Consider the following 18,426-nt stretch of genomic DNA (forward strand, 5'->3'; position numbering starts at 1 on the left):
CGGTGGTTGTCCTGGGCGGGAGGCCGGGGCTAGGAGCGGGTCGGTTGCGGCAGTTCCGCGGTGATCTTGGTGAGCAGCTCGTGCAGGGCGGCGCGCTCGTCCTGGCTCAGCGGGGCGAGGATGGTCTCGTCCGCCGCGGCCATGGCGGTGGCGAACCCGGCGATCAACTCGGTGCCCGCCGGGGTCGCGTAGACCCGTTTGACGCGCTCGTTGCCCGCATCCGCTCTACGCTCGACGAGGCCGCGGCGCTCGAGCCCCTGCAGGAGGCTCGAGACGCTCGCGGCGCTGGTGCGGCTGATCTCGGCAATGTCGCGTTGGATCGCACCGGGATTCTGGGCCAGGTACCCGAGCACGAAGCTCTGGGCGTGACTGAGCTCACGCTCCCTGATCCATTCCTCGCCGGCCTTCATCTGAGCCCAGCCGATCCAGCGGACCAGCTCGAGGCTGGTGGTGAGTGCGAGTCGCTGTTCGTCCATGATTAGAACTCTAACCGTTAGATATCTAACTGTCAAGAATCGAACTGATGCCGGGGAGTGATACGGCCCCAGGACGAGTCGGCGCACCGCCGCCGCCCCCTGGTGGGCGCTCACGGCGTCGGGAGGGCGTGGCGGCGCCCTGGGCGCCGGCGCCGGCCTCATCCGCTCATACCCGAACACAGGGCCGTACAGGGCCCAGGCATGCAACAAGGCCCCCGTCAGAGACGAGGGCCTTGGGTGTTAGTGCTGCGGACTAGATGTCCGTGGACTTCTCAATCGGCGAATCGAGGAGCGACTCGTCTTCGGAGACCCACAGTTCATCGTCGGCGCGGAAGGTCTGCCAGATGGCGTAGGCCACACCAGCGGCGGCAGCGATGCCCACACCGATGGCGACGTACGTTCCCGCACCCAGCCCCTGCTTCTGCACGACGACCGGCTTCTGGAAACGAACCCGGTTCAGAGCTGAGACGCGGGCTTCCTTGGCGATGTCACCAACGGAGAGAACCGTGCCCAGCGCGGTGCCGATGCCCGGAAGGACCTTGTCGACAACCTGGTGCCGGACCCCACCGGCGAAATCCTGGGTGGCATTGACGCCGGGGAGTAGGTACTGCTCATATCCCTGGCGAACGCGGGGGACAACTTCTTCACGAGTAAGCACACCAGCCTGGTGGCCGGCCTCACGTGCAATCTCGTTTGCGCGGTTGAGAACATCCTGCTGGTGACTCCACAGTTCGTCCGCGCTCTTGCGCAGACGAGTGAGTTCCTTTCGGCGCTTGCGTGACAGGCTCATCTGGACCCTCCATCGATTCGTGTGGTAAACACTGACCATCTTGCCACTGAATAGCCTGTGAGCGCTCTGAATGCCTGACAGGCAGACGGATTCGGCCAATGCTGCTGTGCAAGAATTGTCCCTATGTCTAAGCACACTGCAGTCGCAACGCTCAATACGACCCTCGGACCGATCAAGGTCAACCTCTTCGGGAACCACGCGCCGAAGACCGTCAAGAACTTCGTCGGTCTCGCCACCGGCGAGATCGAGTGGAAGCACCCGGCCACGGGCAAGACCTCCACCGACCCGCTGTACAACGGCACGGTCTTCCACCGCATCATCAAGGACTTCATGATCCAGGCCGGCGACCCGCTGGGCCAGGGCACCGGCGGCCCCGGCTTCCAGTTCGACGACGAGATCAACCCCGAGCTCGACTTCACCCAGCCCTACGTCCTCGCCATGGCGAACGCCGGCATCCAGGGAGGCCGCGGCACAAACGGTTCGCAGTTCTTCATCACCGTCGTGCCCACCACCTGGCTGCAGGGCAAGCACTCCATCTTCGGCGCTGTCGAGGACGAGGCGTCCCGCAAGATCGTCGACCAGCTGGCGACCGTGCCCACCGACGGCCGCGACCGTCCGCTCACCGATGTCGTCATCGAGAGCATCACCGTCGAGCAGGTCTAGGACCCCTCGATCATGACCAGCCTGCCCGGAACCGCCGCCAACTTCTGTTACCGGCATCCGGGCAGGCAGAGTTTTATCCTCTGCCAGCGCTGCGGGCGCACGATCTGCCCGGAGTGCCAGACCCAGGCCGCGGTCGGCGTCATCTGCCCCGAGTGCATGAATGACCAGCGTCAGTCCGCGCCGCGCACCAAGTCGGCCGCCCGCACCCGGTTGAGCCGACTCACGGCTCCCGGCCAGCCCACGGTCACCTACGCGATCATCGCGCTGACCCTCGTGGTCTTCCTGTTGCAGCTCATTCCCGGTCTGGATGTCACCGACCGGCTGCTGTACGCGGGCATCTACTCCTACCCGGTCGCTTTCGAACCCTGGCGCATGCTCACCAGCGTCTTCGTGCACTCCACCGGTTTCATCTTCCACGTGCTGCTGAACATGTACACGCTGTGGATCTTCGGGCAGATCCTCGAACGGATGCTCGGCCGCGGCCGCTTCCTGGCGCTCTACCTGCTCAGCGGGCTGGCCGGATCGCTGGGTGTCCTGTTCCTGGCCGCTCCCACCGTGGCCGTCGTCGGCGCGTCCGGTGCGATCTTCGGCCTGATGGGCGCGTTCCTGGTCATCCAGCGCAAGCTCGGCGGCAATGCCACCCAGCTGCTGGTGCTGGTCGGCATCAACCTGGTGATCGGCTTCCTGCCCGGGCTCAACGTGGCCTGGCAGGCCCACGTGGGCGGCCTCATCGGCGGTGCCGTCATCGGGCTGATCTTCGTGCAGACCCGCTCGCGCAACCAGCGGGTGCTCCAGCTCGTGCTGCTGGGCGCTTTCGCCGCGGTTCTCGTGGCGCTCAGCCTCACCAAGCTGTTCGTCTAAGAGCGGCCGCACCGGTTTCCACAGGAGTTATCCACACCTGGAGGAAAAGTTATCCACAGGAGTTTCCACACTGGGGATAATTACACCGGTGTAATTGACTACCCGAACGGGTGGTTAATTCCCGCGGAACAGGTGATGAAGAGTGGGGGGGTGGGTCAGCGCCAGCGGGTCGTCATCAGGAAGCCGATGAAGGCGATTCCGAAGCCGACGAGGATGTTGAAGGATCCGAGGCTGGCGACCGGCAGTGCGCCCTGGCTCACGTAGAAGACGATGATCCAGGCCAGCCCGATGAGCATGAATCCGAACATGACCGGCTTGAACCAGACTGCGTTCGGGGCGTCCTCGCCGGAGCGGGCCTCCGGGCGAGCGGGCTTGGTTCGGGGATTTGTGCGTGCCATGCCTGAGATTCTAGCGTCACCGCCTGTAGACACCTGCCGAAACCTCACTCGGGGTGGGCCCGATTAGAATCGACTGCATGACCGAGCCGGCCCAGCCCGAAGTTCCGGCCCCGACCGGGCGCAGGGCCGAGCGAGCGTCGAGGCTGCGGGTGCGGCGCCGGGTGAGCGTGGCCGGGGTGCTCGGCGAGCTGCTGATCACCGGGGGCGTCATCGTGCTCCTGTTCCTCGCCTGGCAGCTGTGGTGGAACGACGCCGTGATGGCCGCGGCGCAGTCCCGCGCCGCCGAGTCGATCAGCCAGGGCTGGACCGAGGACGTCGCCCTTGACCCCGACCCCGCGCCGGTCACCGAGGAGGGCTACGGCGACCCGGTCGTGGCCGAAGCGCCCGGAAACGCGACCGCGTTCGCCGTGTTGTACGTGCCGCGGTTCGGCGCCGACTACCACCGCACCATCGCGCAGGGCACCGGCACCGACGTCCTCAACAGTGCCGCACTGGGAATCGGGCATTACCCCAGCAGCCAGATGCCCGGCGAAGTCGGCAACTTCGCGATCGCCTCGCACCGCAGCGCCAACGGCGGCGGCATGCACGTGATCAACGAGCTGCAGCTGGGCGATGCGATCTACGTTCAGACGGCCGACGGCTACTACACCTACCGCTTTCGTGACTTCGAGTACGTACCCCCGAGCGCGATCGAGGCGATCGCGCCGGTTCCGCACGATCCGGGCGCCACCCCCGTTGACCGGCTCATCACCCTCACCACCTGTAACCCGCTGCTCTCGACGGCCGAACGCATCATCGCATACGGTGTATTCGAGTCCTGGCAGCCGACCTCTGCCGGGCCACCGGCCGAATTGGCCGCGATGATGCCGGCCGGCTGAGCCGCAGCCGACACCAGCGACCACCCAGACCAACAAGATCGAGGACAGACACCATGTACGCAGCCCTCTGGCGCCTCCTGCCCGGACCGGTCTGGGTGCGCATCCTGCTCGTGCTCGTGTTGTTGGGTGTCGTGCTCTACTCCCTCGCCACCTGGGTATTCCCCTGGGTGAATGCAATCGTTGACAACCAGGAAGTGACGGTGGGCGCCCCATGACCCGCATTCTCGTGATCGACAACTACGACAGCTTCGTCTACACCCTCAACGGATACCTCCGGGAGCTCGGTGCCGAAACCGAGGTCGTGCGGAACGACGCGTTCCCCGCCGAGGAGATGACCACCCGGCTGGCCGAATTCGACGGTGTGCTGGTCTCGCCCGGCCCGGGCAAGCCGGCTGACGCGGGGCTGTCGATCCCGGCGGTGGAAGTGGCGCTGGCCACGAACCTGCCCCTGTTCGGTGTGTGCCTGGGCCACCAGGCGATCGCCGAGGCGTTCGGGGCCACGGTGACCAATGCCGAAGAGCTCATGCACGGCAAGACCTCGCTGATCACCCACGACGACAGCGACTTCTACGCCGGGGTGCCGCAGCCCTTCACCGCCACCAGGTACCACTCCCTGGCCGTGGTGAACGGCACCGTGCCGAGCGACCTCGTCGTCACCTCCCGCACCGCCGGTGGGGTCATCATGGGCCTGCGGCACGTCTCCGCGCCGATCCTGGGTGTGCAGTTCCACCCGGAGTCGGTGTTGACCGAGGGTGGCTACCTGATGGTGGCGAACTGGCTGGCGCTGGCCGGCCTTCCCGAGGCGCGGGAGACGGCCAAGCACCTCACCCCGATGCTCAAGCAGGGCTGACCGAGCTACGAAAGCGGCCGTGGGGGGGCCTCAGAAACTCTGAGGCCCCCCCACGGCCGCTGTGGTGTTGGCGTCAGCCGGCGCAGTAGGTGAGTTCTACCTCGGACTTTTGCGGCACGTCTCCGGGGGCCAGTGACTGCCGCACGATCGGGGAACCGGTCAGCTGGTCGCAGGTGTAGTCGGCAATCGGTGTCGGCTCCAGCTGCAGGTCAGAGGTCATCAGCAGCTGGTTGGCCGCGGTCAGGGACTGACCGACCACATTGGGCATCGTGACTAGGCCGGTGGACACGGTGAAGTCCACGGTCGACCCGAGCGCGGTCTGGCTGTGCGGCTCCGGAACGGTGTCGATGACGATTCCCTCCGGCACATCCGGTGAGTTCTGGGTGGTGACGGAGCCGGAGATGAAGTCCCGCTCGGTGAGGAACGGTTCGGCGGCCGTGAACGGCTGGTTGGTGGTGTCCGGCATCTCCACGAGCTCGGCACCCGTCGACACGAATACCTTCACCACCGTCGCCGGCGGGGCGATGGTGCCGGAGGGCGGATCGGTGCGGATGACCTGGTCCTTGGCCACGGTGGCGCTGGATTCCTCCGCCTTCGTGGCGGCCAGGTCCAGCTCCAGCAGGGCATCCTGCGCGTCGTCGTAGCTGGTGCCCACGAGCACGGGTACCCGCCGGGACGCGTCGGGCAGCTCATCGCTGGGGCTCAGGCTCAACGCCCAGAACATCACCGCGATGACGATGACGACGACGCTGACGATGCCGGCCCAGATCCAGATCACCGGTGGGCGCCGCTGGGTGCGGTCCATGGTCTGGTCCTCAGCGAGCTGCTTGAGGGCCAGTTCCGAGGTGGAGGCCACCTCGGGTGGCGCGCCGAACAGGCCACCGGCGATGTCGTCGGCGGGACGGCGGACGGGGATGTGCCCGGCGCCGGCGGTTTCGACGTCGTTGCGGAACTCGACGGCGCTTTGGTAGCGGTCGAACCGGTCCTTGGCGAGGGCGTGCACGACGACCGTGTCGAGGGCCGGGGAGACCTTGGGGTTGATCGAACTCGGCCGGACCGGCGCTTCGCTGACGTGCTGGTAGGCGACGGCGACAGGGGTGTCGCCGCGGAACGGGGGCCGGCCGGTGAGCATCTCGAAGAGCACGACGCCACTGGAGTACAGGTCGGTGCGCGCATCCACTGACTCGCCCTTGGCCTGCTCCGGGGAGAAGTAGGCCGCGGTGCCGAGGATCGCGGTGGTCTGGGCGACGGTGGTGGCGGAGTCGGAGATCGCGCGGGCGATGCCGAAGTCCATCACCTTGACCTGGCCGGCCTTGGTGATCATGATGTTGCCCGGCTTGATGTCGCGGTGCACGACGCCGGCCCGGTGCGAGTACTCGAGCGCGGTCAGCACCCCGTCGATGATGCGGACGGCCTCGGTGGTCTCGATCGGGCCTTCCTTGATGATGTCCTTGAGCAGGCGCCCGTCGACGAACTCCATGATGATGAACGGAATCTGCGTCTCGGTGCCGTCGTCCTCGGTGAGGGTTTCCTCACCGGCGTCGAAGACCCGCACGATGGTGGGGTGCGCCATGCGGGCGGCGGCCTGCGCCTCCTGGCGGAACCGGGTGCGGAAGGAGGGGTCGGCGGCGAGGGATGACTTGAGCAGCTTGATGGCCACGGTGCGGCCCAGACGGGAGTCGGTGCCGATGTGCACGTCGGACATGCCGCCGCGTCCGATCGACGCGCCGACGCGGTAACGACCAGCAAGCAGTCGGCCCTCATCAGTCAATGCAAAACTCCCTGCTCGCGGACAATGTCAGTCATTTTACTCTGGGTGCCGGCTGCGACCGGCCGCCCGTGCGGCCGGTCGGCATTCCGCTACTGGGCGGGCGCGGCCGGCGCGACCGTCGCCTTGGCCGTCGGTGTCGGTGTCGGAGTCGGCGTGGGTGCCTCTTCGGCTTCCACGACCACGGAGGTGGTCGGGGAGTACCCGGAGGAGACATCACCGCAGAAGTACTGGAACTTCACGGTGAAGTCGCCGGTGCCGGCGGTGACGGTGGCCGTCGTCGCATCCGCGCCGGTGGGTGCGGGCGAAACGGCGCCGTTGCCTTCGGCGATGACCTCGTAGCCGGAGAGTTCCTGGCCGGTGGGGCAGGACTGTGCCGGCCAGGAGACGGTGACCTCACCGGCAGGCTCGACCGTGCTGGGGTCGGCGGTCGGCGCGCCCGACGGCGCGGTGGGGAGGGCCAACCCGCCGTAGACGCTGACGGTGATCGTGGTGCCCTTGGCGACCGACCCGGTGGGGTTGATCTCGTAGACGCGGTCGATCTGGTCTTCGGTCTCCGCGGCACGCTGGTCGTTGACGACGTTCGCACTCAACTCGAGTTCGGCGAGCTTGTCGCGCGCCTCGCCGCTGGTGAGTCCGAGGAAGTCGTCCCGGTTGATCCGCACGGTCGTCGGTGTGGGGGTCGGCGTGGGTGTCGGCGTCTCCGACACCTCCGGGGCCGGCGTCTGCGAGCTGGGTGCCGGGTCCGGGGTGGTGGTCTGGTCGGTGAGGATCGTGAAGACGGTACCGGCGAGCACCAGGCCAAGGATCGAGATCAGGGCGATCAACGGCCACGTCCACGGGCTGCGCTTTTTCTTCTTCTTCGCCGGAGTGGTCGCGGCTGCGGCGGCCGCGGCCTCGGCACGCGTGGCCGGCTGGGCACCCGCGGCTGCGGCTGCGGACGGCATCAGCATGGTGGTCTGGTTCGAACCGGCGCCGGGCATCAGCTGGGTGGCGGCGGTGGGGGTGATGCCGGCCATGACGGCGGGCACGGAGGCCGCTGCCGCCGCGACGTCGCCGCGGCGCAGGGCGATCGACGCCCGGGCCAGGTGCGCGGCGGAGGCCGGCCGGTCGGCCGGGTTCTTGGCCAGGCAGGAGATCACCAGGTTGCGAACCGGCTCCGACACGGTGTCGGGCAGGGGCGGCGGCTGTTCGTTGATCTGCGCCATCGCGATGGCCACCTGAGACTCGCCCGTGAAGGGGCGACGACCGGCGAGGCTTTCGTAGGCGACGATGCCGAGCGAGTAGATGTCGGTGGTCGGCGATGCCGAACGCCCGCTGGCCTGCTCGGGCGAGAGGTACTGCACGGTGCCCATGACCTGGCCGGTCGCAGTGAGCGGAACCTGGTCGGCGATGCGGGCGATGCCGAAGTCGGTGATCTTGACCCGGCCCTCCGGCGTGATCAGGAGGTTACCCGGCTTGATGTCGCGGTGCACCAGGCCGGCGGCGTGCGCGGCGTGCAGCGCGGCAGCCGTCTGGGCGACGATGTCGAGGACCTTGTCGGCGGGCAGGGTGTGCTCGCGTTCGAGGATGGTGGAGAGCGCCTCACCGGGCACCAGCTCCATTACGAGGAAGGCGCTGCCGTCTTCTTCGCCGTAGTCGAAGACGTTGGCGATGCCCTCGTGGTTGACGAGCGCGGCGTGCCGGGCCTCAGCGCGGAAGCGCTCGAGGAATCCGGGGTCGCCGAGGTACTCGTCCTTGAGGATCTTGATGGCGACCGTACGGCCGATGACGAGGTCGACGGATTGCCATACCTCGCCCATACCGCCGATGGCGATGCGGGATTGCAGCTCGTAACGTCCCCCGAAGGTGAGCCCTGCTGTGGGTCTCATTTATTCAGCACCGCCTCTAGTACCTGTTTCGCTATCGGTGCGGCAAGCAAGTTGCCGTACCCCGTCTGACCGAGTCCCCCGCCATCTTCGATGAGAACGGTAATCGCGTACTGCGGGTCATCCGCGGGGGCGAATCCGGTGAACCACAAGGTGTATGGGTCATCGTCGCCGTTTTCCGCAGTCCCCGTTTTTCCCGCCACGTCGACTCCGTCTATTCTTGCATTGCTCGCGGCACCGTCCTGGACTCCGTTGATCATCATCTGGGTCATGGTGGCCGCGGTTTCGGCGCTGATCACGCGATCAGCGGCGACGGGTTCGAACGTTTGCAGGGGACTGAGGTCCGGCGCCAGGATCTGGTCGACGAGGTTGGGTTGCATTTCAATCCCTCCGTTGGCGATCGTGGCCGACACCAGGGCCATCTGGAGCGGTGTGGCCCGCACGCTGGTCTGACCGAAGGCCGAGAGAGCCGTCTGCGCGTCGTCGGGGTCCGTCGGGTAGACACTGGCCGTGACCGGAAGCGGGATGGTGAAGTCGGAGTTGAACCCGAACTTCTCGGCCATCTTGCGGATGGCGTCATCGCCGAGCTGCAGGCCGAGCTCGGCCATCGGGATGTTGCAGGACAGCCGGAGGGCCGTGGCGATGGTGACGGTGTCTCCGGAGCCGCAGGTGCCGCCGCCGGAGTTGGTGACGATCGAGCTGGAGTTGGGCAGCTGGTAGGTGGCCGGGTTGGGGAACGTGCTCTCCGGGGTGAACTGGCCGGATTCGAGCGCGGTGGCCACCACGACGAGCTTGAAGACCGAGCCGGGAGGGTTGAGCGAGTTGATGGCCCGGTTGATCAGCGGGTCGCCGGGGGCGTTGACCAGGGCGTCGTAGGTGTCATTGACGGCGGCGCTGTCGTGCACGGCCAGCTGGTTGGGGTCGTAGCTGGGCTTGGAGACCATGGCCAGCACCCGGCCGGTGGCGGGCTCGGTGACGACCACGGAGCCGGTGTACTCGCCAAGGGCGTCCCAGGCGGCCTGCTGCGCGACGGGGTCGATGCTGGTCTCCACGGCGGCGCCCTTGGGGTCCTGCCCGGTCACGAGGCTGGAGACCTGGTCGAAGAACTGGGCGTTGGAGGTGCCGCTGAGCTCACCGTTGAGCGCCTGCTCGAGGCCGGTGGGTGCGCCGTTGACGGGGATGAAGCCGGTGACCGGGGCGTACAACAGGCCGTCGCTGTAGGTGCGCTGGAACTTGAAGTTGTCGTCGACCGGCACCGACTGGGCGATCGGCTGGCCGCCGGCGAGGATGGCGCCGCGTTCGACGGAGTAGCTGTCGAGCAGGGTGCGGGTGTTGCGGTCATCCGCGGCCAGGTTGTCGGACTGGAAAACCTGCACGATCGAGGTGGAACAGAGCAACGCCACGAACATGAGCAGCACCACGACGCTGACGCGCTTGAGTTCACGATTCATCTAGACCACCAGCCGAGGTTGGTTGCGGACGGTGTCGGACAGGCGCAGCAGCAGGGCCACGATGATCCAGTTGGCCACGAGGGAGGAGCCGCCGGCGGCGAGGAACGGGGTGGTCAGGCCGGTGAGCGGAATCACCCGGGTGACGCCGCCGATGACGATGAAGCACTGCAGCGCCACGACGAAGGAGAGACCGACGCCGAGCAGCTTGCCGAAGTCGTCCTGGCCGGCGAAGCCGATGCGGAACCCGCGGGCGACGAAGAGCAGGTACAGGGCCAGGATGGCGAACAGGCCGGCCAGGCCCAGTTCTTCGCCGAGGCTGGCGATGATGTAGTCGCTCTGCGGGACCGGGGTGAGCTCGGGGCGGCCCTGGCCGAGGCCGGTGCCGATCAGGCCGCCCTTGGCGAGGCCGAAGAGTCCCTGCACCAGCTGATAGCTGCCGCCGTCGGCGTCGTACACGGCCGGGTTCAGCGCATCCAGCCAGTTGGTGAACCGGCCGTTGACGTAGTCGAGGGTCTGGCTGGCGATGAGGGCGCCGCCGAGGAACAGCGACATGCCCAGCAACACCCAGCTGAGCCGGGCGGTGGCGAGGTAGAGCATCACCAGGAACAGGCCGAAGTACAGCAGGGCGGTGCCGAGGTCGCGCTGGAAGATGATGACCGACATCGACAGGGCCCAGACGACGAGGATCGGGCCGAGGTCGCGCAGGCGCGGGAACCGCATGCCGAGGAACTTCTTGCCCACCATGGACAGGCTGTCGCGGTTGCGCACCAGGTAGCCGGCGAAGAACACCGCCAGGGCGATCTTCGCGATCTCACCGGGCTGGAAGGTGGCGAAGTCGCCGAAGCCGATCCAGACCCTGGCGCCGCTGACCTCACGGCCGAGACCCGGCACCAGCGGCAGCAGCAGCAGCGCCACACCGACGAACCCGGCCACGTAGGTGTACCGGAACAGCACCCGGTGGTTGCGGATGATGAGGATCACGGCGATGGCGCAGGCGATGGCCAGCCCGCTCCACACCGTCTGGCGGACGGCGGCGCTGGCCCAGCCGCTCTCGTTGTTGGCGATGTCGATGCGGTAGATCATCGCGATGCCGATGCCGTTGAGCAGGGTGGCGATCGGCAGCAGGAACGGGTCGGCTTCGCGGGCGACGAAGCGCAGCACGAAGTGCAGCGCGATGACCAGGCCGGACAGGCTCGCGCCGAGCAGCACCAGGGTGGTGTCGATCAGGCCGAGCGCGCCCAGCTGCACCAGCACGACGGCGCCGAGGTTGATGCCGCAGGCGATGACGAGCAGGAACAGTTCAAGGTTGCGCAGCTTCTGCGGCAGGTGCAACCGGCGGATCTTACCGGTCTGCGGGGCGGCCGCGCGGGCATCCGTGGCGGGCTTACTCTGCCGGGGCATTGCTCAACCGTTCCACGATGAGTTTGGCGTCCTCAAGGGAGGAGGCGTTGATGGTGCGCTCCACCTGCTGGCGGTCGTAGACGCGCAGCTGGTTCAGTTCCAGGTCGGTGTCTTCGTAGACGCTGGAGAGTTTGATCGGGCCGAGGTCCTGCTGGATGCCCTGGTAGATGGCGACGGTGCTGCCCTCGACGCCCACGAAATAGCGGCTCTGCGTCCACTGGTAGCCCAGCACGGCGGCGCCGACGATGGCGACGACCAGCAGGACGATGCCGGCCAGCCAGGTGATCTTGCGGCGCAGCGCCCGGCGGGCGTCCTCCTCGATGAGCTCGGAGAGGTAGTCCTGCGAGTCGGGTTCGAAGTGGGTCTCCCGCACCGGGTGCAGCCGCAGCGAGGGGATGCGGGGGGCGCGGGTGCGCACCGGTTCCTCGCCGAACGCCAGCGGTGCGGCGGCGGAGCCGACCACGACCGGGTCGCCCTTGCGTTCTTCGCCGTCACCGATGTCGACGACGACGATGGTGACGTTGTCGGGGGCGCCGCCGTCCAGGCTCTCCTTGACCAGCCGGTCGGCCACCGCCTGGGCGTCGAGCGGGGCCTTGAGGGCGTTGCCGATGCCGGTGTTCGACACCACGCCGCTGAGACCGTCGGAGCAGATCAGCCAGCGGTCGCCGGCACGGGTGGCCAGGATCGAGGTGTCGATCTCCGGGGACGCCTCGACGTCGCCGAGGACCCGCATCAGCACCGAGCGGCGCGGGTGCACCATGGCCTCGGCCTCGGTGATGCGGCCGCTGTCGACGAGTCGCTGCACAAAGGTGTGGTCGATGGTGATCTGTGACAGCTCACCATCACGGAGGAGGTAGATGCGGGAGTCGCCGATGTGCGCGATCGCGACCTGGCCGTCGAGCACCACGAGGGCGCTGACGGTGGTGCCCATGCCGGTGAGTTCGGCGTGCTCGAACACCGTCTCGGCCAGTTGGGAGTTCGCGGCGATCAGGGCTGCCTGCAGGGCGAACTCGGCGTCCTGCGGCGACTGGTAGACCTTGTCGGCCTCCATGATGCGTTTGGTGGCGATGGCGGAGGCGACGTCCCCGCCGGCGTGCCCGCCCATGCCGTCGGCCACCACGAACAGGGTGTGCCCGGCGTACCCGGAGTCCTGGTTGTTGGATCGAATCTTGCCAACGTTGGACGCGGCTGCGCTGTGACTAACCGTTGCCATGCACTACCGCCGCAGCTCGAAGCTGGTGGCGCCGATTTTGACGGTGGTGTTCAACGGCACCGAGGTGGGGACCGCCACGCGTTTGCCGCTGAGGAAGGTGCCGTTGGTGGAGTCGAGGTCCTGCAACATCCAGTCGTCGTGCCAGAGCATCAGACGGGCGTGGTGGGTGGAGGTGTAATCGTCCCGGATGACCAGGCTCGAGTCGCTGGACCGGCCGATCGTGATCGGTTCGGAGCCGAGCGGGAACTCGGTGCCGGCCTTGGGGCCGGAGGTGATGACCAGGCGGGTGGCTGTCTGGGTGGTGGCCTTGTCCGGTCCGGCCGGGGCGGCGGGTGCCGCATTCTGCCGGGAGAACTGCTCGGTCGGGGCGGATGCCGACGCGCTGGGCGCCTGCACGAACGGTGCCGCGGCAACCGGGGCGGGCGGCGGGGTGGCGAACGGGGCTCCGGGAGCCGCGGCCGCGGCCGGCGCATCCGTGGCCAGCTTGCGCACCCGGTGGCCGAACAGGTCGCTGCGCAGTGCATAGACGATGCCGAAGATGAACAGCCACAGCACCAGCAGGAACGCCAGGCGCAGCACCAACAGGGTCAGTTCACTGGGATTCATGCGTTCGGCCCCCAAAATCCGCCCATGTCGTGGCGCTGGGTGGCGTCGTCGACCCGGCGGGCCTCGGTGTGGTCGGCCTGGGCCTCGGCGACGACCCGGAAGACTATGCGGGTGCGGCCGATGGTGATGACCGAATCGGGTTCGAGGATGGCCTGCTTGACCGGGGCGCCGTTGAGCTGGGAGCCGTTGGTGGAGCCGAGGTCGCGCACCTGGGCGCGGGCGCCGTCCCAGATGATCTCGACGTGGCGGCGGGAGGTGCCGGTGTCGTCGATGGTGATGTCGGCATCCGAGCCGCGGCCGATGACCGTGCGGGACTTGACGAGCTGGTGGCGCTGGCCGCCGATGTCGACCACCGGGGTCCAGGCGACGGTGCCCTTGACCGAGGTGGAATCGATCTGCACCATGCCCTCGCTGAGGCTCTCGTCCACGGCGAAGGCGATCGACACCGCGCCGGTGAACTGGTAGCCCTGCGAGGCGGCGTGCTGCTGGACGAGTTGGCTGAGTTCGTCGACGAGGGCGGGGCCCAGGTCGGTCATGCGACGGTAGTCGGCGTCGGCCAGGCGCACGGTGAAGCGGTTGGGAGCGAGGATGCGGTCCCGCGACACGACGGCGGCTTTGGTGTCGAGCTCACGACGCAGCGCCGAGGTGATTTCCACCGGCTGCACGCCCGACTTGAAGGTCTTGGCGAAAGCACCGTTTACGGCGCGCTCAAGACCTTTCTCAAAGCTGTCCAGTATGCCCACAGGTCTCCCGATCCGGTCCGTTTGGCTATGTGCATGTTACTTGCCCCACGTGTTAACTCGCCCAATGGGCGGGTCGGGGCACGGGAAGTCATCCTACGGGGGTAGTTCCGCTGGACCACCAACGGGGGGTGTTCCGGACCTGCCGGCAGCCGAGTTCTGACGGGTCAGCGGGGGCCGATCGCACCGAATAGCGTTCGGGCCCTGGGGAATGCTAGGATTTCCAAGTTCGCGCGAGTGGCGGAATTGGCAGACGCGCTGGCTTCAGGTGCCAGTATTCGAAAGGATGTGGGGGTTCAAGTCCCCCCTCGCGCACAGTATGTGAGTGCACGAAGGATGAAAAATCTGCGCGAACAGGAAGGCCCCCGGGAAACCGGGGGCCTTTCGTCATTCCGCCGGATGCTTTTCACCGGTCGCGTGAACCCCGCAGCAAGGTAATACGAACAGAGAAGGAGCCATCCGGTGGCATCAATCGAAAAGTACGACACCAGCGCAGACGTCGCCGCGGAAGCCGCGCGTTCGGCGATCGCGGTTCTGAAGCAGGCAATTGACACCTTCGGTGAGGCCCGCTGGGTGCTCGCCGGCGGCAGCTCCCCGATGGCGGCGTACAAGATCATCGTGGCCGAGTACGCCGACGCCCTCGACTGGTCCAAGGTCGTCGCGGTCATCGGTGATGAGCGCGCCGTCGGCGTCGACTCGCCCGACTCCAACTGGGGCCAGGTCACCCCGCTGCTGTTCGGCACGCCGGAGACCCAGGCCGTGCGCGGGCTGCGCCCGGTGACCGAGCAGGGCGCCGAGATCGCGGCGACCCAGTATAACGAGGAGATCGGGACACTCGTCGGCGCCGGCGAGACCGCCCCGCGGTTCGACCTGGTCTGGCTGGGCGTGGGCGAGGACGGTCACACCCTGTCCCTGTTCCCCGGTCACCCCGAGTTCAACGAGAACGACGAGGACCTCGTCGTGCCGATCCACAACTCACCGAAGCCGCCGTCGGACCGCATCACCCTCACGACGAAATCCCTGACCAACACGAGTAACGCCGTGATCTTCGCCACCGGAGCCGGTAAGAAGGATGCGCTGGCCCGTGCGCTGGGCGAGAAGACGCTGCCGATCGCGCGCGTGAGCTCGGTGCTCGAATCCGGTGGGGCCGAGGTGCGCTGGCTCTTCGACGCGGCCGCCGCAAGCTAGCTCATCTGAACCGACGAAAGGCCCCGGGAAACCGGGGCCTTTCGTCGTCCCCGGGCGTTCCCGGGAGCGGGGTGGCTAGTCCGCCGGGCCGCCCGAGACCGTGTCTTCGTCGGTCTCGGGGGTGCCGTCGCTCTGGGACCCATCCGGCAACGCGTCGGCCTTGGCCTTCTCGGCGCTGCTGACGTCGGTGGAACCGTCCGGGGTCTTCTGGTCGCTCGTGTTGTCAGAATTCATAGACCCACTATAGGCAGCCGACCCGGGTGACCGGCTACTCCTCGACGGTGAATCCGAGCAGCTTCCCCGGGGCGGCGACGATCACCGAGCCGTCGTCGGCGTCGACCCCGACCATCCGCACCGAACCGGTGGAGAAGGTGTCGGTGATGGTGCCGCTCGCGTCGCACCCCTGGTAGTCCGAGCCGGCGGTGAACGTTGTGTTCTCGCTCTGGCCGGGGTAGGCCGCCATCAGCGGGTCGCGGGCGGTGGAGCAGGCGTAGGTCGAGTCCTTCGACGATGTCGCGTGGTCACCGGTGACAACATTCACGACCACCGATTCACCGTCGATGAGCATGACCTGCTCGGCGGTGAAGGACGCGAAGCTGCTGTCGGTGTTGGCACCGTTGAACCGGTCGCCCCCGAGCGGGACGGTCCAGTCGATCTCCCCGGTCGCCTCGTCCACGCCGATGAGGTCGACGTCGAAGTCCGTGCTGAGGCTGTCGTAGCCGGTCCCGTCGGCCTTCTTGGTCACGGCCGTGGTGCCCGCCTTGTAGAGGCAGAGGGTGCGCTTGCCCTCGGCGCGTTCCTCGTCGCTGACCGCGAGGTCGCAGAAGTCGGCTCCGTCCATGCTCCACACCGTTTCCCCGGTCTGCGGGTCCAGCGCGACGACCCGCCGTTGGGTGGCATCGGTGGTGAACGAGTCGCTCGAGCGGGCGGCGACGTCGATGACGTAGCCGGCACCGAGCATCACCTCGTTGTCGTCGTCGTCGTCCCAGGCCCAGCCGCCGTCGGATGACGTACCGGCACCGAAAACGTCCGCGTAGGTGCGTTCCCAGAGCGTCTGGCCACCGGCGCTCGCGCCGAGCACCTCGGTGCCGCCGGGCGCCCGGGCGTTCGTGGCATAGACGCGGTTGCCGAGGAGGCGAGCCGACGCCGGAAGCACGATGTCGCCATCCTGGCTGATCTCGCCCCCGCTGGCGGCGAAACGGTAGCTCACGCTGCCCGCGTCGTAGGCGGACTGCTTATAGCCGGTGAAGCATACGTCCGTGCCGTCGGCACAGGTCGACGGCCGGCTGGTCGCCCACACCCGGTTGTCGGGCACCGCGACCGCGGTTCCGGTGGCGAGGTCGGCCAGCACCAGGTCCTGCCAGCCCTTCTCGTCGCCGGGGCGGAGGTAGACGGCGAGGTGCTTGTCGCCGTCCTCGACGATGTGGGCGGTCACCAGCACACCGGGCGTGACCGCCCCGGTCACGGCGGTGTCGCTCCAGAGCTCGTCACCCGTTGCCGAGTCCCAGGCCACGATCTGCAGAGTCCCTGAGGACGCTTTCGTGTAGGAGAGGACGACCCCATCGGCGGCGACGGGCTGGCCGACCAGGGACGCATCGATGGTCCAGTCCGGCGTGGCGACGGTTTCGAGCTCCCGGATGGTGGCCTCGGCGTCACTCTCCGGTGCGGGAGCGGCCGCCTCCGGCGTGCAGCCGGTGAGCGTGACCAGCAGCGCCAGAGCCGCAATCGGCAGCGTGAACGTAGGTCTGAACATGGCTTCCCCCGAATCCCCCCAGGCGAAATCGCCAAGGCTGCCAGTATGGCGCATCCGGCCCGCGCGCTCGCCCGCCCGGCTGGCCCGCGCATCCGGTGTGCAACTCTGCCCGCTGCGGACAAGTGGTCCCGGCACACCGGGACCACTTGTCCGCACGGGGAACAGTTGCGGGGCGCGGGGCCGGTCTGGGAGCGGGCGGGGACGCCTGTTACTGTCGTTTGGTCACCCCGCACCGGGCTGACACCACTGTTTTCAGGGAGATCACGTGAACCAGCCGCGCATGAACGTCGAATCGTTCAACCTCGATCACCGCACCGTCGTCGCGCCCTACGTGCGCCTGGCCGATACGAAGGTGCTGCCCCAGGGCGACGTCATTGTGAAGTACGACGTGCGCTTCACCCAGCCGAACGTGGCACACCTGGAGATGCCGGCGGTGCACTCGATCGAGCACCTCTTCGCCGAGTACTCCCGCAACCACTCCACGCGGGTCATTGACTTCTCGCCGATGGGCTGCCAGACCGGGTTCTACCTGATCCTGCAGGGCCAGCCGGAGTTCAGCGAGGTGCTCGAGCTGATCGCGGCGACCATGACCGACATCCTCGGCGCCTCCGAGGTGCCCGCCGCCAACGAGGTGCAGTGCGGCTGGGGCGCCAATCACTCCCTCAGCGCCGCCCAGGAGGCCGTGACGGTCTTCCTGGCCGGCCGTGCGGGCTGGTCGAACGTCACCTCGTGAGCACGGTTGGCCCCGGCACCGCCGGCCCCGGCACCAGTGAGGCGAGCGCTATTGACGCGATCATCCTCGTCGCCATGGCGGAGGAGGCCGCGCCGTTCCTGGCCGCCGGCACCGACGTCGCCCCGGCGGTCGCCGTGGGCAAGGCCCTGCAGTACCGCCTGACCCTGGCCGGCCGGCCGGTGCTTCTCGTCCAGGGCGGCATCGGGCTGGTCAACGCGGCCGGCGCGACGACATCCGCCATCCTCACCGTCCGCGCCTCCGACCCGGCGGCTGCGCCCCTGGTGATCAGCGCCGGATCGGCCGGGGGAGTGGGTGTGCAGGTGCGGGTGGGCGAGGTCGTGATCGGCAGCGACTACCTCAACAGCGATGCGGATGCCCAGGCCTTCGGTTACGCTCTCGGCCAGGTGCCCGGCATGCCGGCCCGCTATTCGGGTGCGGCCGCGGCACTCGCTACCGCGGAGGCGCCCGCGAGGATGCCGGACGGTTCGGCCCTGGTCGTGCAGCGCGGGCTGATGGTCTCCAACGACAAGTTCGTGGGGCCGGAACTCGCCGAGAGCCTGCGCGTGCAGTTTCCCGGGGTGCTCTCCACCGACATGGAATCGGTCGGGATCGCCCAGACCTGCTTCGTCTACGGGGTGCCGTTCGTGGCCATCCGCGGCATCTCCGACCTGTGCGGCCCGGTGGATGACCACCTCACCCACGTCGATGACGCGGCCGACCGCTCCGCCGCCGTCGTGCTGGACACCCTCCGCCGGCTCGCGGACTGAGTCGCCGGCCCGCGGCGTCCGC

20 protein-coding genes and 1 tRNA gene are annotated in these 18,426 nt (G+C 67.9%); 9 read left to right on the plus strand and 12 right to left on the minus strand.

Going from position 1 to position 18,426, the window contains the following annotated elements:
• Nucleotides 1–29: 29 nt before the first annotated feature.
• A complete protein-coding gene (locus tag ACU5E9_RS13380) occupies nt 30–476 on the minus strand; it encodes a MarR family winged helix-turn-helix transcriptional regulator (RefSeq protein ID WP_456810399.1) in 447 nt (148 codons plus the stop codon).
• 253 nt (nt 477–729) lie between these two features.
• A complete protein-coding gene (locus ACU5E9_RS13385) occupies nt 730–1,266 on the minus strand; it encodes a hypothetical protein (RefSeq protein ID WP_456810400.1) in 537 nt (178 codons plus the stop codon).
• 123 nt (nt 1,267–1,389) lie between these two features.
• Between ACU5E9_RS13385 and ACU5E9_RS13390 the strand changes: the two genes are divergently transcribed.
• Both ACU5E9_RS13390 and ACU5E9_RS13395 read left to right on the plus strand, forming a co-directional pair.
• Nucleotides 1,390–1,929 carry a peptidylprolyl isomerase gene (locus ACU5E9_RS13390; RefSeq protein ID WP_456810401.1) on the plus strand — a complete coding sequence of 180 codons (540 nt, stop codon included), beginning with the start codon at nt 1,390–1,392 and terminating at the stop codon, nt 1,927–1,929.
• A 12-nt stretch (nt 1,930–1,941) separates the two neighbouring features.
• On the plus strand, nt 1,942–2,790 hold the full coding sequence (locus ACU5E9_RS13395; protein ID WP_456810402.1) for a rhomboid family intramembrane serine protease: 849 nt from the start codon (nt 1,942–1,944) through the stop codon (nt 2,788–2,790).
• Between the two features lie 155 nt (nt 2,791–2,945).
• Here the strand turns inward: ACU5E9_RS13395 and ACU5E9_RS13400 are convergent, their stop codons facing one another.
• Entirely contained in the window at nt 2,946–3,188 is a 243-nt protein-coding gene (locus tag ACU5E9_RS13400) for a cell division protein CrgA (protein WP_456810403.1), read from the minus strand.
• A gap of 77 nt (nt 3,189–3,265) precedes the next feature.
• On the opposite strand from ACU5E9_RS13400, the gene ACU5E9_RS13405 reads away from it, so the two are divergent.
• Genes ACU5E9_RS13405 through ACU5E9_RS13415 form a run of 3 tightly spaced genes read left to right on the plus strand, consistent with a single transcriptional unit; the run spans nt 3,266 to nt 4,916 of the window.
• Nucleotides 3,266–4,066: a class E sortase gene (locus ACU5E9_RS13405; protein ID WP_456810404.1), complete on the plus strand. Its 801-nt coding sequence runs from the start codon at nt 3,266–3,268 to the stop codon at nt 4,064–4,066.
• A 53-nt stretch (nt 4,067–4,119) separates the two neighbouring features.
• Nucleotides 4,120–4,281: a hypothetical protein gene (locus tag ACU5E9_RS13410; protein ID WP_456810405.1), complete on the plus strand. Its 162-nt coding sequence runs from the start codon at nt 4,120–4,122 to the stop codon at nt 4,279–4,281.
• Nucleotides 4,278–4,916 carry an anthranilate synthase component II gene (locus tag ACU5E9_RS13415; RefSeq protein WP_456810406.1) on the plus strand — a complete coding sequence of 213 codons (639 nt, stop codon included), beginning with the start codon at nt 4,278–4,280 and terminating at the stop codon, nt 4,914–4,916. Before ACU5E9_RS13410 ends, ACU5E9_RS13415 begins: the two co-directional genes overlap by 4 nt.
• Before the next feature lie 73 nt (nt 4,917–4,989).
• Here ACU5E9_RS13415 and pknB read toward each other — a convergent pair whose 3' ends face one another.
• The 7 genes from pknB to ACU5E9_RS13450 all read right to left on the minus strand — a co-directional run bounded on the left by pknB (nt 4,990) and on the right by ACU5E9_RS13450 (nt 13,966).
• Nucleotides 4,990–6,687 (minus strand): Stk1 family PASTA domain-containing Ser/Thr kinase, encoded by a 1,698-nt coding sequence (pknB, locus tag ACU5E9_RS13420; RefSeq protein WP_456810407.1) that lies wholly within the window; start codon nt 6,685–6,687, stop codon nt 4,990–4,992.
• 89 nt (nt 6,688–6,776) lie between these two features.
• Nucleotides 6,777–8,555 (minus strand): protein kinase domain-containing protein, encoded by a 1,779-nt coding sequence (locus ACU5E9_RS13425; RefSeq protein WP_456810408.1) that lies wholly within the window; start codon nt 8,553–8,555, stop codon nt 6,777–6,779.
• On the minus strand, nt 8,552–10,003 hold the full coding sequence (locus ACU5E9_RS13430) for a peptidoglycan D,D-transpeptidase FtsI family protein (RefSeq protein WP_456810409.1): 1,452 nt from the start codon (nt 10,001–10,003) through the stop codon (nt 8,552–8,554). Before ACU5E9_RS13430 ends, ACU5E9_RS13425 begins: the two co-directional genes overlap by 4 nt.
• Nucleotides 10,004–11,404 carry an FtsW/RodA/SpoVE family cell cycle protein gene (locus ACU5E9_RS13435; RefSeq protein ID WP_456810410.1) on the minus strand — a complete coding sequence of 467 codons (1,401 nt, stop codon included), beginning with the start codon at nt 11,402–11,404 and terminating at the stop codon, nt 10,004–10,006.
• A complete protein-coding gene (locus tag ACU5E9_RS13440; RefSeq protein ID WP_456810411.1) occupies nt 11,388–12,617 on the minus strand; it encodes a PP2C family protein-serine/threonine phosphatase in 1,230 nt (409 codons plus the stop codon). The genes ACU5E9_RS13435 and ACU5E9_RS13440 overlap by 17 nt, the downstream gene beginning before the upstream one ends.
• A 3-nt stretch (nt 12,618–12,620) precedes the next feature.
• Nucleotides 12,621–13,223 carry an FHA domain-containing protein FhaB/FipA gene (locus tag ACU5E9_RS13445; RefSeq protein ID WP_456810412.1) on the minus strand — a complete coding sequence of 201 codons (603 nt, stop codon included), beginning with the start codon at nt 13,221–13,223 and terminating at the stop codon, nt 12,621–12,623.
• Nucleotides 13,220–13,966: an FhaA domain-containing protein gene (locus tag ACU5E9_RS13450; protein WP_456810413.1), complete on the minus strand. Its 747-nt coding sequence runs from the start codon at nt 13,964–13,966 to the stop codon at nt 13,220–13,222. The genes ACU5E9_RS13445 and ACU5E9_RS13450 overlap by 4 nt, the downstream gene beginning before the upstream one ends.
• Nucleotides 13,967–14,194: 228 nt before the next feature.
• Here ACU5E9_RS13450 and ACU5E9_RS13455 point away from each other — a divergent pair.
• A tRNA-Leu gene (locus ACU5E9_RS13455) sits at nt 14,195–14,278 on the plus strand.
• 147 nt (nt 14,279–14,425) lie between these two features.
• Complete coding sequence (pgl, locus tag ACU5E9_RS13460; protein WP_456810414.1) at nt 14,426–15,151, plus strand: 6-phosphogluconolactonase; 726 nt, start codon at nt 14,426–14,428, stop codon at nt 15,149–15,151.
• Between the two features lie 75 nt (nt 15,152–15,226).
• Here the strand turns inward: pgl and ACU5E9_RS13465 are convergent, their stop codons facing one another.
• Nucleotides 15,227–15,385, minus strand: coding sequence for a hypothetical protein (locus ACU5E9_RS13465; protein WP_456810415.1), 159 nt, complete (start codon nt 15,383–15,385; stop codon nt 15,227–15,229).
• 34 nt (nt 15,386–15,419) lie between these two features.
• Nucleotides 15,420–16,904: a hypothetical protein gene (locus ACU5E9_RS13470; RefSeq protein ID WP_456810416.1), complete on the minus strand. Its 1,485-nt coding sequence runs from the start codon at nt 16,902–16,904 to the stop codon at nt 15,420–15,422.
• 280 nt (nt 16,905–17,184) lie between these two features.
• Here ACU5E9_RS13470 and ACU5E9_RS13475 point away from each other — a divergent pair, with 280 nt between their 5' ends.
• Together ACU5E9_RS13475 and mtnN are read left to right on the plus strand one after the other, a co-directional pair.
• A complete protein-coding gene (locus ACU5E9_RS13475; protein ID WP_456813543.1) occupies nt 17,185–17,637 on the plus strand; it encodes an S-ribosylhomocysteine lyase in 453 nt (150 codons plus the stop codon).
• Entirely contained in the window at nt 17,634–18,404 is a 771-nt protein-coding gene (gene mtnN / locus ACU5E9_RS13480; protein WP_456810417.1) for a 5'-methylthioadenosine/S-adenosylhomocysteine nucleosidase, read from the plus strand. Before ACU5E9_RS13475 ends, mtnN begins: the two co-directional genes overlap by 4 nt.
• Nucleotides 18,405–18,426 lie beyond the last annotated feature (22 nt).

This window comes from Cryobacterium sp. AP23 (assembly GCF_054075385.1).

Coding starts and splice junctions, on each gene's coding strand:
- ACU5E9_RS13380 (WP_456810399.1), bottom strand. CDS start 476: ATGGACGAACAGCGACTCGCACTCACCACCAGCCTCGAGCTGGTCCGC.
- ACU5E9_RS13385 (WP_456810400.1), bottom strand. CDS start 1,266: ATGAGCCTGTCACGCAAGCGCCGAAAGGAACTCACTCGTCTGCGCAAG.
- ACU5E9_RS13390 (WP_456810401.1), top strand. CDS start 1,390: ATGTCTAAGCACACTGCAGTCGCAACGCTCAATACGACCCTCGGACCG.
- ACU5E9_RS13395 (WP_456810402.1), top strand. CDS start 1,942: ATGACCAGCCTGCCCGGAACCGCCGCCAACTTCTGTTACCGGCATCCG.
- ACU5E9_RS13400 (WP_456810403.1), bottom strand. CDS start 3,188: ATGGCACGCACAAATCCCCGAACCAAGCCCGCTCGCCCGGAGGCCCGC.
- ACU5E9_RS13405 (WP_456810404.1), top strand. CDS start 3,266: ATGACCGAGCCGGCCCAGCCCGAAGTTCCGGCCCCGACCGGGCGCAGG.
- ACU5E9_RS13410 (WP_456810405.1), top strand. CDS start 4,120: ATGTACGCAGCCCTCTGGCGCCTCCTGCCCGGACCGGTCTGGGTGCGC.
- ACU5E9_RS13415 (WP_456810406.1), top strand. CDS start 4,278: ATGACCCGCATTCTCGTGATCGACAACTACGACAGCTTCGTCTACACC.
- ACU5E9_RS13425 (WP_456810408.1), bottom strand. CDS start 8,555: ATGAGACCCACAGCAGGGCTCACCTTCGGGGGACGTTACGAGCTGCAA.
- ACU5E9_RS13430 (WP_456810409.1), bottom strand. CDS start 10,003: ATGAATCGTGAACTCAAGCGCGTCAGCGTCGTGGTGCTGCTCATGTTC.
- ACU5E9_RS13435 (WP_456810410.1), bottom strand. CDS start 11,404: ATGCCCCGGCAGAGTAAGCCCGCCACGGATGCCCGCGCGGCCGCCCCG.
- ACU5E9_RS13440 (WP_456810411.1), bottom strand. CDS start 12,617: ATGGCAACGGTTAGTCACAGCGCAGCCGCGTCCAACGTTGGCAAGATT.
- ACU5E9_RS13445 (WP_456810412.1), bottom strand. CDS start 13,223: ATGAATCCCAGTGAACTGACCCTGTTGGTGCTGCGCCTGGCGTTCCTG.
- ACU5E9_RS13465 (WP_456810415.1), bottom strand. CDS start 15,385: ATGAATTCTGACAACACGAGCGACCAGAAGACCCCGGACGGTTCCACC.
- ACU5E9_RS13470 (WP_456810416.1), bottom strand. CDS start 16,904: ATGTTCAGACCTACGTTCACGCTGCCGATTGCGGCTCTGGCGCTGCTG.
- ACU5E9_RS13475 (WP_456813543.1), top strand. CDS start 17,185: ATGAACGTCGAATCGTTCAACCTCGATCACCGCACCGTCGTCGCGCCC.